Here is an 11,793-nt window from a genome sequence, read left to right as displayed (position 1 = left end):
AAACTCCGGCAGGGATAATATTCCGCCGTCCAGCCATTTACCACTGAAAACATGCTGAATTCAGCGCCCATCTAAAGTATCATCGCCTGCCGTTGCGCCCCTGTATATACCGGGTCTTACTCACCGTTTCTGCAAGGTTCTGCAAGGAATCCACCGTGTCAAACAGAAAAATTCTAGTCACCAGCGCTCTTCCCTACGCCAACTCGGGCATTCACCTTGGCCATCTGATGGAAGTGATTCAGACGGATGTCTGGGTCCGACTGCAGAAAATGCGCGGCCACGACTGCGTTTACGTATGCGCCGATGACGCGCACGGAACCGCGATCATGCTGAGCGCTGAAGCCCAGGGCATCACGCCAGAGGAGCACATAGCGCGAATCAACCAGGCCCACCAGGAGGATTTCGCCGGCTTTCATATCGGCTTCGACAACTACTACACTACTCACTCTGAAGAGAATCGTGAATTCGCCGAAACGATCTTCGCACGACTGGATGCCAACGGCCACATAAGCCGGCGCAAGATTACCCAGTTGTTCGACCCGGAAAAGCAGATGTTCCTGGCAGATCGCTTCATCAAGGGCGCCTGTCCCAAGTGCAAGGCGGAGGATCAGTATGGCGATAACTGTGAGGTGTGCGGTTCGACCTACAGCCCCACCGAGCTGATCGAACCCCGCTCAACAATTTCCGGGGCGGCGCCTGTAGAGAAAGAATCCGAGCACCTGTTTTTCACCCTGCCGGCCTTTACTGAGTTTCTGAAAACCTGGACCCGCAGCGGCGCACTGCAACCCCAGGTGGCCAATAAACTGGCGGAATGGCTGGACAGCGGCTTGCAGGAGTGGGACATCAGCCGGGACGCACCCTACTTCGGCTTCGAGATTCCGGGCCACCCCGGCAAATATTTTTATGTCTGGGTGGACGCGCCCATCGGCTACATGGCCAGCTTTAAGAATCTTTGCGCACGGTCCGGTCACGACTTCGATGCGTACTGGAACAAGAACAGCGAGGCCGAACTGTACCATTTTATCGGCAAGGACATCGTCAATTTTCATACCCTGTTCTGGCCCTCAATGCTTCAAAGTGCCGGTTTCAGAACTCCGACCGCTGTCTATGTTCACGGCTTTCTGACCGTGGATGGCAAGAAAATGTCCAAGTCCCGCGGCACCTTCATTAACGCCAGAACCTATCTTGATCACCTGGACCCAGAGTACCTGCGCTACTATCTGGTGGCCAAGATGTCGGACGGCGTCGACGACCTGGATCTCAATCTGGAAGATTTTGTTCAGCGGGTGAACTCAGACCTGGTGGGCAAAGTGGTCAACATAGCCAGTCGCTGTGCCGGGTTTATCAACCGGGGTTTTTCCGGGCAACTGGCGGACCAGCACAGCGAACCCCAGCTGCTTGCCGAGTTTCAGGCAGCCAGTGACACCATTGCCACGCTGTATGAAAAACGCGAATACAGTAAAGCCATGCGGGAAATCATGGCGCTTGCAGATCGCGCCAATCAGTACATCAACGATCAGCAACCCTGGGTGCTTGCCAAAGCAGACCCCCAGGATCTGCGCGTTCAGGCTATCTGCAGCATGGGAATTAACCTTTTCCGGCTGCTGGTTATTTACCTGAAACCGGTCCTGCCGGTTCTGGCCTGCAAGGCCGAAGCCTTCCTGGGTGTGGAGAGCCTTCGTTGGCAGGATGCCGATACCGCCCTGAAAGGAACGACTGTCAACCGATTTGAACCGCTGCTGCAGCGGGTAGAAATGGAGAAAGTGCAGGCCGTTATCGAAGCCACACGGGTGGAAGTTGGACAGCGCGAAGTCGAGTCCAGCAAACCGGCCAGCCAGGCATCGGGGCCAGCCCTGGAATCTGAAATCGAGATCGATGACTTTTTCAAAGTTGATCTGCGAATTGCTCGAATAACTGGCGCTGAACACGTAAAGGGCGCGGACAAACTGTTGAGACTGGAGCTTGACCTGGGCATCGATGACAAGGGTCAGCCTCTCACTCGAACCGTCTTTTCCGGCATCAAATCCGCTTATGACCCGGCTCAACTGGTCGGGCGTCTGACGGTGATGGTGGCCAACCTGAAACCACGCAAGATGAAATTCGGCTTGTCGGAAGGCATGGTCCTTGCCGCAGGCCCCGGTGGCAAGGATATCTGGCTGCTTGAACCGGATTCGGGAGCCCAGCCCGGCATGCGGGTGACCTGAGCGCCCGCATTCGTCGGTTCGACTGTTCTGAACTGGCCAGCGTGCACCGAACGTAATAAGCTTGGCGCTTCGCTCCGCAAACAGTTGTCAGTGCCCTGCCGGGGCACTGGTCCCTACCTAGGGCCTTTGAAGACCACCAGAATGGAATTTCAGATACCGATGCTTTCACGTTACTACGCTGCCTGGTCAACCCTGTTCGGAATATGCCTGCTGGCCGCGCCTTTACTGGCCACCGCCCAGGAAACCGAAATCAGTGCGATTGAAGATTCAGTCGTTAAGATCTATACCACTGCGGCGGAGCCTGATTATTTTACGCCGTGGCGGCTACTGACCCCGAGCCAGGGCAGCGGCTCCGGCACAGTAATCGAGGGTAACCTGATACTCACCAATGCTCACGTGGTCGCCAATGCGAGTTTCATCCAGGCGCAGAAGCACAACGATCCGGAGCGCTACCAGGCAGAAGTGGTGTTCGTATCCCACGAGGCCGACCTGGCACTGATCACAGTTTCCGACCAGAGTTTTTTCAGTGATCTGCAGGCGCTCTCGGTGGGCAGCCTGCCCCGCATAAGAGAGGCTGTGTCGGTGTTCGGTTATCCTATCGGCGGCAAGACTCTCAGCGTGACTGAGGGCGTGCTGTCGCGCGTGGAACATCAGCGCTACGCCCACGCTGGCACCTACCTGCTGGCCGGGCAGATCGACGCTGCCATCAACCCCGGCAACAGCGGTGGCCCGGTTATTAAAGATGGTCAGATCGTAGGCGTGGTAATGCAGGCCAATGCCGGTGGCCGGGCAGAGAACCTGGGTTATTTTGTCCCGCCCAGTGTCATCTCCCATGTGTTGAAAGACAGCCAGGATGGTCGCAACGACGGCTTTCCGGACCTTGGCTTCCGCACCCAGACCCTCGACAGCCCGGCGGCCAAACGAGCCCGCGGTCTGAAACCGGGAGAAAGTGGAGTGCTGGTTATCAAGGTATTTGAAGAGTCACCGGTAGACGGCGTATTACGGACCGACGATGTGATTCTGAACATCAATGGCTATGATGTAGCAGATGACGGCAGCATTAGTATCAATGACGACTCCCGCACGGATTACAAACACGCCATCGATCTTGCCCATGTGGGTGAGCCGATCAGCCTTACCTACGTCAGGGACGGCGAACTTCTGACCGTTTCAGTCAAGGCCAGGGAAGCGCTGGAGAGCTACAGTCTGGTGGCAGGTCAGCAATACGACCGGGTGCCTGAGTATTACATCTACGGTGGCATACTGTTCGTGCCGCTGAACATGAACCTGATCCGTCGCTGGGGCTCTGACTGGGCCCGCACCGCACCGGTCAATCTGCTTCAGGCGCGGAACGAGTGGAGTTCTCCCCAGCGCCGTGAAGTGGTCGTAGCGTTGCAGGTATTGGCGGCCGATGTGAATCTTGGCTATCACGACTGGCGCAACTGGATCGTCGACTCCATAAACGGCGAGCCGGTAAAGGACTTTCAGCATTTTGTCCAACTACTTGACAACAACCAACGAGAGCACGTGACTTTTTCCAACGCCAACGGTTACCAGATGGTCATCAACCACGAAGAGGCGTTGCGTACCGAAGCGGAAATTCTGGCACGTTATCGGATCCCTGCCGCACGTTCGGCGGGTCTGCCTGACGACAACTGCGGGCAGTACTGCTGACATTCCCTGCGGCCTTACTCTCTCGACCAGGCCGCAACGTGGGCCTCGTGCTAGAATACAGCCCGCCGTTCAAACGAACCGAACCTTCACGGAATGACCGTATCTTCAGCCAGAAAATTTGCCAACACCCTGCTAGCTGCGTTGTTTGCCTTTCAGACCGGCAGGATGCTGCTTGGTACGCCCGGGCTTGCCATCCTTAGGATTCCCGGTATTGCATCATTATGGCGAACCCTTGCCACCCTGCACACAAGACTGTTTTTTAGAGGTCCAGCTCAGCCTTTTCGGGACCTGTGCATCGCGTTACTGACAGCCAGTCGGGCAGCATCGAACCTGCCGCTGGTTACTCTGGCTGGCGGCTACTAAAACTTATGAACTACGATTCACACCGCCCGCAACTGGACCTGGTTGAGCAGATCAACCGTTTGCTGCCGCAGACCCAGTGCGGGAAGTGCGGATTTTCCGGCTGCGCACCTTATGCCAAAGCAATAGCCGATGGAGAACCCATTAACAAATGCCCTCCCGGCGGCGAACGAACCATCCGCCTGCTCGCCGACCTGATGGCTCAGCCAGTTACCGTGCTGGACCCGGCCCATGGTACCCATTCACCACCTCGCGTGGCCTTCATCAGAGAGACTGAATGTATAGGCTGCACAAAATGTATCCAGGCCTGTCCAGTAGATGCCATCCTCGGGGCGCCTAAACTGATGCATACTGTAATAACGCGCGAATGCACCGGTTGTGATCTTTGTGTCGACCCCTGCCCGGTAGATTGCATTGACATGTTGCCTGCAGCAGGTCAGGAGCAAACAGACTGGCAGCTACGGCAGCTAAGTGACTACCGCAAGAAACGTTTTGAATCACGCAGGCAACGCCTCGCCAGAGACACTGCGATGCGGCGCGGATCGAGACGGCGCTCGGTGGCCCGCCCGGAAAATCCCGAGGTTGCCGATGCCGGCTTACAGGCCTTTTCCAGGAACCAGGCCAGACAGGAAATCGCCGCTGCAGTTGCCCGCGTCAAACAGCGCAAACAGCTGCAAAAACCATTTTTTACCGTAGGTTCTGAAACCAGCACTGAGGAAGATCGGTGAACTCGCCCCGACCGATTGAATTGCGCGCCCAGGTCCCAGTACAGCAGACTGTGGACCGGTACGCTGGCTATTTGATGCTATGGGCAGCTGGGTGTTGGCTGACAGGCACCCTTGCATCAATCTGGTTTTTCGGCCTGGTCAACAGGACAACCTGCAGATGAACAAGGCCAAGCGTACGGAAATCTTTGAGCGTCTGCGCCTGGCAAATCCGGCGCCGACTACGGAGCTCAATTACAACTCAAATTTTGAGCTGTTGATCGCCGTTATCCTGTCAGCACAGGCGACAGATGTCAGCGTCAACAAGGCAACCGCGAGTCTCTTCACAGTGGGCAGCACCCCTGAGGCGATGCTCAAGCTTGGCGTAGACGGCGTCAAACAGCACATTAAAAGCATTGGGCTTTTCAACACCAAGGCCGCCAATGTCATTAAGACCTGCCAGGCTCTGATCGAGCATCACAACTCAGAGGTACCAGCCACCAGAAAAGAGCTGGAAGCACTGCCTGGAGTTGGGCGAAAAACCGCCAATGTGGTGCTGAACACAGCCTTCCGGGAAGCAACTGTCGCGGTCGACACCCATATCTTCCGGGTCTCCAACCGGACCGGTATCGCGCCTGGCAAGACAGTTCTCGAGGTGGAAAAAAGACTGATGCGCGTGGTGCCAGCGGAGTATCTGCTGGATGCTCATCACTGGCTTATTCTGCATGGCCGCTATGTGTGTACTGCGCGCAAGCCAGACTGCATAGCATGCGCCATAAACGACCTTTGTGAGTTTAAAAAGAAAACCCGGTAGCCGGAATAACCCAGAGCCTCATAGACTTTCTTTACCGCCCTTTTTTGGCGGCAATCCTCAGTCGCAAAGAATTCAGCTTGATGAATCCTTCGGCGTCCTTCTGGTCGTAAGCCCCGGCGTCGTCCTCAAAGGTGGCGACCGCCTCGTCAAATAACGAGTCAGAGGACTCCCGTCCCACAACGACGGTATTGCCCTTGTACAATTTCAACCTGACTTTGCCATTTACATACTGCTGTGAATAATCGATCAGCGCCTGCAGCGCTTCCCGCTCAGGCGACCACCAGTATCCGTTGTAGACCAGCTCGGCGTAACGGGGCATCAGTTCGTCTTTCAAGTGTGCCAGCTCGCGATCCAGAGTCAGGGACTCGATAGCCCGGTGGGCCTTCAGCATCACGGTACCACCCGGCGTTTCGTAACAGCCCCGGGACTTCATCCCGACGTAACGGTTTTCAACGATGTCCGCCCGCCCAATACCGTTGGCACCAGCGACCTGATTCAGCTTTTCCAGTACGGCGGCGGGGCTCAACTGTTCGCCATCGATGGCAACGATGTCGCCTTGCTTGTACTCGAGCTCGATATAGGTCGGCTGATCCGGCGCCGACTCCGGCGCAACGGTCCACAACCACATGGACTCTTCCGGTTCTGCGCCCGGGTCTTCGAGAATGTCGCCTTCATAGGAAATGTGCAGCAGATTGGCATCCATGGAGTAAGGAGACTTGGTGCCACGTTTCTTTTCCACGCTGATTCCGTGCTGTTCACAATAAGCCAGCAGCGTATCCCGGGAGGTAAGATCCCACTCTCGCCACGGAGCGATTACCTGGATTCCCGGGCTCAGCGCATAGGCTCCCAACTCAAAACGTACCTGGTCATTGCCCTTTCCAGTGGCACCGTGGGAGATGGCGTCCGCACCGGTTTCCTCGGCAATCTCCACCAGGCGCTTCGCTATCAAGGGTCTGGCGATGGAAGTGCCCAGCAGGTACTCACCCTCATACAGCGCATTGGCACGGAACATCGGGAACACGAAATCGCGGACGAACTCCTCTCGCAGATCTTCGATAAAAATCTCTTTGATACCTAATGCCTCAGCCTTGGCCCGGGCTGGTTCCACTTCACCGCCCTGCCCCAGGTCTGCAGTAAACGTGACGACCTCACAATCGTATGTCTCCTGCAACCACTTGGCTATGACTGAAGTATCCAGACCGCCGGAATACGCCAGCACGACTTTCTTAATTTCCGACATTTTCAGACTCCTGCTTAAGGTCTACTGCGCGGGCCATACTGCTGAAACGGCCCGACGAAAAAGGCGCGTATTGTAGCACCTAAAACCAGAAATGCGACGCCTGACGATCAGCCTGGCGCCGGCTTTAAGGAACTTCTGATTAATTTCCACCACGCGCTACGGGAGGCAAGCGGGCGCTAATGCCAGGCGTCGCGGGAAGGGAACGGCACGCCCCTGCCAGGCGCGACAACAACGCAGTGGCACCCGACAGGCCCCACCCGGAGGGGCCTTCAGACAAACCCGTGGACTTCGTTGCGCTGCCTTGACAGGCCGACACATGCGGGCGGCAATGGGAGCGGGTTCGTCTGAAGGTCAGAGCATTGTAGTATCTATGCAGCGGTTCCTTTAGCAATGGGCCGGGGAGAGCTCCCGGCAAACGGAACGACCATGGAACATTGCCCGCACCATAAACAGTAAGCCGCGCAGATTCCCACCTCTCTCACGACAGGATTCCGAATAGCCCGGTCGACGCCGTTTCGCCCCTGACTGCTCTTCAGCTACAATACGGCAACCAAGGATATCCCTATCATGACCAACAACAGCATTACCCTCACGCGTCCTGACGACTGGCATCTCCACCTCCGGGATGACGACGCGCTCACCCATACAGTGGCGCACAGCGCCAGGGTATTCAACCGCGCAATCATCATGCCCAATCTTGTACCGCCCGTTACCAGTCTGGCAGCGGCCGCTGCCTACCGGCAACGGATCATTCAGCAGGTGCCTTCTGGCAATGATTTTGAGCCGCTAATGACGCTTTACCTGACCGACCGCCTGGCAGCCGCTGAGATCCGAAAGGCGGCAGAAAGCGGCCTGGTTTTCGCGGTCAAGTATTATCCTGCAGGGGCCACGACTAATTCTGAAAACGGGGTGACGCGCATTGAGAATGTCTACCCGGCTCTGGAAGCCCTGACCGAACTGGGAATGCCCCTGTTATTCCACGGCGAAGTGACAGATCACGATGTCGACATCTTCGATCGGGAAAGTGTCTTTATTGATACCGTTCTGTCTCCGCTGCTGCAACGCTACCCGACGCTCAGAGTGGTACTTGAGCACATCACAACACGCGAGGCCGTGCAGTTTGTTCTCGCGCAGAAAACGAATGTAGCCGCGACCGTGACTGCGCATCACCTGCTTTACAACCGCAACCATATGCTGGCAGGAGGGATCAGGCCGCACTATTACTGTCTGCCGGTTCTTAAACGCGACACCCATCAGCAGGCGTTGATTGATGCCGCCACCAGCGGCGACAGACGTTTCTTTCTCGGTACCGATTCTGCGCCGCATCCCGTGGGCAGCAAAGAAACCGCCTGTGGGTGTGCGGGTATCTTCAGTGCTCACGCCGCACTGGAACTTTATACCGAAGTCTTCGATCGCGCCAACGCCCTCGACCGGCTGGAAAGTTTTGCGGCGTTTAATGGCCCGGATTTTTACGGCCTGCCACGTAACGAAGGAAAAATTACCCTGTCCCGAGACGAGTGGCAGGTGCCGCGCAGCTATCAGCTGGGTGATTCATCGGTAGTGCCTTTGCGCGCCGGCGAAAAAATAGGCTGGCGTGTCTCGGAGTATTCCTGATGGATGGACATGTCGATGCAGATGAATGCAACCCTTTGATTGTCGATCGTTTCCGAACCTACCTGCCCGTAGTCGTGGATGTGGAAACCGGCGGTTTTAATTCCAGTACCGATGCCATTCTGGAAATCGCAGCTGTGATTGTGGCAATGAATGGCCACGGCAGACTCGAAATTGATCAGACCTATTTTCATCGTGTGAAACCGTTTCCCGGTTCCAACATCGAGGAGGCGGCGCTTAAATTCACCGGGATCGACCCCTATCATCCGCTGCGAGTCGCCCGTGAAGAAAAAGAAGTGTTTCGGGATCTGTTCCAGATTATCCGTAGCAGTATGAAAACGCAGCACTGCAAGCGAGCCATCCTTGTCGCTCACAATGCCCATTTTGACCACGGATTCATTAACGCGGCGGCAGCACGGCACAACCTGAACCGCAATCCGTTTCATCCCTTTTCAAGTTTTGACACAGCGACGCTGAGCGGTCTCGCCTTCGGGCAGACGGTTCTGTCCCGGGCCTGTGAGGCGGCAAATATTGAATTCAAGAATGAATTGGCTCACTCAGCTCGCTATGACGCGGAAAGGACCGCTGAATTATTCTGCCATATAGTCAACAAATGGCAGGATCTGGGTGGCTGGCCTCTTTAAGGAACTTCTGATTAATCAGCACAACGTTCCGGTGTTCAGACCAACCCGTCGGCAAGGCACCTTGTCAACGTCATGGGCAGGCCTGTCTCGGCAGCGCAAGGAAACCCGCGGGTTTTTTGACGGTCCTGACAATGCGCCAGGACCGCAGCCCTGCTATCCGGCCATTCAGTACTCAGGACTCCGCGCTGGCGGGCTTTTCCGACCCGGCACTGTCGATCAGGGATTTCAGTTCGCCCTTCTCATACATTTCAACCACGATGTCGCAACCCCCTACCAGTTCTCCATCAATCCATAGCTGAGGAAAAGTAGGCCAGTTGGCAATCTGAGGCAGGGTCGCACGGATGTCCGGGTTGCTCAGCACATCTACGTAGGCAAACTTCTTGCCACAGGCCATGAGAACTTGTGAAACCTGAGCCGAAAATCCGCACTGGGGCTGTTCAGGGCTGCCCTTCATGTACAGCAGGATATCGTGTGACTTGATCTGGTCTTTGATAGTTTCTTCAACACTCATCGTAGGCTACCTGTGTCTTTGGTTCGATACGGACAGTTAAAACCGGAAAACTCAAACGCTGAAATCCGGGAGTTGCAGTCGGCCGGTATTCTACACAGCTGGCGGATCTGTGTCAGCTCCGTGCCCGCCACCCCCCGGTGTGGCGATTACCAGGCGGTCACCAGTTCGGGCAGTGAAGCTGACCTTAGGCGCCAGTAGCCGACCATTCAACAGATTCTTGCCGGCAGCACCAGCTTCACCGCCAGCGAGCCCCCAGGGCGGTCGGTAGCGTCGCTCGGTAAGCAGGCTCACCTGGGCCTCGGCCAGAAACTCATATTCCCGAACCAATCCCTCGCCGCCACAGCGCTGCCCCCCTCCGCCGCTGCCATGGCGCAATGCATAGCGTCTGATTCGCAGCGGATAATGCATTTCCACACTCTCCACGGGTGTATTTAATGTATTGGTCATGTGGCTGTGAGCGGCATCCAGTCCATTCTGATGGGGCCCCGCGCCAGTGCCACCTGCAAGGGTTTCGTAATAGTCCCACCGATTACCGGTGTGAGGGTCGATATGGCCCATGGCCACATTATTCATGCTGCCCTGACTGGCAGCGGGTATTCGGTCCGGCAGCGCCTGAGCGAGAGCCCCGAAAATGACATCCACAAGTCGGGTAGAGGTCTCCACGTTACCGGCCGCAACAGCGGCCGGCCGCAACGCGTTTACCAGAGACCCTTCTTCAGTCCGCAGCTTTATGCGCCTGAATGCTCCTTCACAAGCCGGAGTGAAGTCGGGCATCAGGCAGCGAAAAGCATAGAAGGCCGCAGCCGCTGCGACAGATTCAGGGCAGTTCAGATTGCCCCGCACCTGGGCGGCTGTACCTGAAAAATCCACCGTTGCGCGCTCCCGCTCGATAGTCAGCTCGACGGCGATGGGGATATCCCGCTGGCCCGCTCCGTCGTCATCCATGAAATCCTGAAATCGGTACCGGCCGGGCCTCAACTGCTCAAGCGCCGAGCCCGCCAGGCGGTCGGCATAGTCGTTGAGCTCAGCAAGCCCGGCCAGATAACCGGGCAACCCCAGCCTTTGCACCAGATCCAGAAGGCGCTGAACGCCGCTGCTGTTGGCGCTGTACTGAGCCGCGAAATCGGTATCCAGCACCGGCCTGCCACTTAGAAGCTGCAAGGCGGCCGACTGCAGTTCACCCTGGCGGAACAGAAATGTCGGTGGGATAATCCGCCCTTCCTCATGCAGACTGCGAGAGAGCGGCATCGAGCCCGGAGAGTCACAACCGATATCCGCATGATGGGCGCGATTGGCCACAAAGCCGGCAAGGGCTCTGCCAGCCTGCTCGAAAACTGGCGAAACCAGAGTCACATCAGGCAGGTGTGTGCCCCCCAGAAACGGGTCGTTCAGAACCAGCGTGTCACCTGGCGCCCACTCCAGGTCGTTAACTATGGCGCGCATGGCATAGGCCATGCTCCCCAGATGAACCGGAATGTGAGCCGCCTGGGCGCAGAGACTGCCCGCGGGGTCGAATACAGCACAGGAAAAATCCAGCCTGTCCTTAATATTGGGAGAGAAAGCGGTGCGACGCAGAACCGTGCCCATTTCATCACATACGGCTGTGATCCGGCTGTGGAACAGATTCAATTCAATCGGATTCATAAATCACTCTGACAGCCGGGAAACCCGTGGCGTTTTTGATTGTCCGCCCGTTGACTGCAGCCTGCGAGGCTGGATCGCCGGGCTATCATCAGACTCAGGACGGTGGGAGCCGAAACAGAATTTACACCGGTCGTGCCGCAAGTTAAAGACCTCTCAATGTCGTGCTGAGGTCCCTGCTGATGGCATGATCCCCTGGCACAGGCTGAAGCAGTGTCTCACTCTTAGTTTGCTCCCCCCCTTGCGTCTTGTTCTGGTCCGCCCTACACGGGAGGGAATCTGGATCTTGTTTTTCCGCTTTTTTTTATAGCTTTTTCCAGTTTTTCCAGTTAGCGCTCTTTTTTACAGACCGCACCAAGCCGGGGGACCTGCTCCTCCGCAACTTGCACC

The 11,793-nt window shown here is 56.6% G+C and carries 10 protein-coding genes; 7 read left to right on the top strand and 3 right to left on the bottom strand.

The window, feature by feature from the left end; translation table 11 throughout:
* Positions 1-155: 155 nt before the first annotated feature.
* The 5 genes from metG (at position 156) to nth (ending at position 5,756) form a co-directional block, all read left to right on the top strand.
* Positions 156-2,204, top strand: coding sequence for a methionine--tRNA ligase (metG, locus tag R3F50_15245; protein MEZ5491657.1), 2,049 nt, complete (start codon positions 156-158; stop codon positions 2,202-2,204).
* A 141-nt stretch (positions 2,205-2,345) separates the two neighbouring features.
* Positions 2,346-3,878, top strand: a complete 1,533-nt coding sequence (locus R3F50_15240; protein MEZ5491656.1) for a serine protease — start codon at positions 2,346-2,348, stop codon at positions 3,876-3,878.
* A gap of 93 nt (positions 3,879-3,971) precedes the next feature.
* On the top strand, positions 3,972-4,241 hold the full coding sequence (locus R3F50_15235; protein ID MEZ5491655.1) for a hypothetical protein: 270 nt from the start codon (positions 3,972-3,974) through the stop codon (positions 4,239-4,241).
* Between the two features lie 5 nt (positions 4,242-4,246).
* Entirely contained in the window at positions 4,247-4,966 is a 720-nt protein-coding gene (rsxB, locus tag R3F50_15230) for an electron transport complex subunit RsxB (protein ID MEZ5491654.1), read from the top strand.
* Positions 4,967-5,123: 157 nt separating this feature from the next.
* Entirely contained in the window at positions 5,124-5,756 is a 633-nt protein-coding gene (gene nth / locus R3F50_15225) for an endonuclease III (GenBank protein MEZ5491653.1), read from the top strand.
* Positions 5,757-5,787: 31 nt separating this feature from the next.
* On the opposite strand, the gene R3F50_15220 is transcribed toward nth, so the two are convergent.
* Entirely contained in the window at positions 5,788-6,996 is a 1,209-nt protein-coding gene (locus R3F50_15220) for an argininosuccinate synthase (GenBank protein ID MEZ5491652.1), read from the bottom strand.
* 567 nt (positions 6,997-7,563) lie between these two features.
* Between R3F50_15220 and pyrC the strand changes: the two genes are divergently transcribed.
* Both pyrC and rnt read left to right on the top strand, forming a co-directional pair.
* The gene (gene pyrC, locus R3F50_15215; protein ID MEZ5491651.1) at positions 7,564-8,610 is read left to right on the top strand and encodes a dihydroorotase; all 1,047 of its coding nucleotides are present in this window, start codon (positions 7,564-7,566) and stop codon (positions 8,608-8,610) included.
* The gene (gene rnt / locus R3F50_15210) at positions 8,610-9,251 is read left to right on the top strand and encodes a ribonuclease T (GenBank protein MEZ5491650.1); all 642 of its coding nucleotides are present in this window, start codon (positions 8,610-8,612) and stop codon (positions 9,249-9,251) included. The genes pyrC and rnt overlap by 1 nt, the downstream gene beginning before the upstream one ends.
* Before the next feature lie 172 nt (positions 9,252-9,423).
* Here rnt and grxD read toward each other — a convergent pair whose 3' ends face one another.
* Positions 9,424-9,762 (bottom strand): Grx4 family monothiol glutaredoxin, encoded by a 339-nt coding sequence (grxD, locus tag R3F50_15205; GenBank protein MEZ5491649.1) that lies wholly within the window; start codon positions 9,760-9,762, stop codon positions 9,424-9,426.
* Positions 9,763-9,852: 90 nt separating this feature from the next.
* Complete coding sequence (locus R3F50_15200; protein ID MEZ5491648.1) at positions 9,853-11,406, bottom strand: hydantoinase B/oxoprolinase family protein; 1,554 nt, start codon at positions 11,404-11,406, stop codon at positions 9,853-9,855.
* Between the last annotated feature and the right edge of the window lie 387 nt (positions 11,407-11,793).

The sequence above is a fragment of the Gammaproteobacteria bacterium genome, from assembly GCA_041395725.1.
Lineage (GTDB): Bacteria > Pseudomonadota > Gammaproteobacteria > Pseudomonadales > Pseudohongiellaceae > NORP240.
Note: the sequence above shows the minus strand (reverse complement) of the source record. Positions and strands in the feature narration are given on the sequence as shown.

Excerpts from the sequence above, each read along its gene's own strand:
- R3F50_15240 (MEZ5491656.1), top strand. The coding sequence starts at position 2,346 with ATGGAATTTCAGATACCGATGCTTTCACGTTACTACGCTGCCTGGTCA.
- R3F50_15235 (MEZ5491655.1), top strand. The coding sequence starts at position 3,972 with ATGACCGTATCTTCAGCCAGAAAATTTGCCAACACCCTGCTAGCTGCG.
- rsxB (MEZ5491654.1), top strand. The coding sequence starts at position 4,247 with ATGAACTACGATTCACACCGCCCGCAACTGGACCTGGTTGAGCAGATC.
- nth (MEZ5491653.1), top strand. The coding sequence starts at position 5,124 with ATGAACAAGGCCAAGCGTACGGAAATCTTTGAGCGTCTGCGCCTGGCA.
- R3F50_15220 (MEZ5491652.1), bottom strand. The coding sequence starts at position 6,996 with ATGTCGGAAATTAAGAAAGTCGTGCTGGCGTATTCCGGCGGTCTGGAT.
- pyrC (MEZ5491651.1), top strand. The coding sequence starts at position 7,564 with ATGACCAACAACAGCATTACCCTCACGCGTCCTGACGACTGGCATCTC.
- rnt (MEZ5491650.1), top strand. The coding sequence starts at position 8,610 with ATGGATGGACATGTCGATGCAGATGAATGCAACCCTTTGATTGTCGAT.
- grxD (MEZ5491649.1), bottom strand. The coding sequence starts at position 9,762 with ATGAGTGTTGAAGAAACTATCAAAGACCAGATCAAGTCACACGATATC.
- R3F50_15200 (MEZ5491648.1), bottom strand. The coding sequence starts at position 11,406 with ATGAATCCGATTGAATTGAATCTGTTCCACAGCCGGATCACAGCCGTA.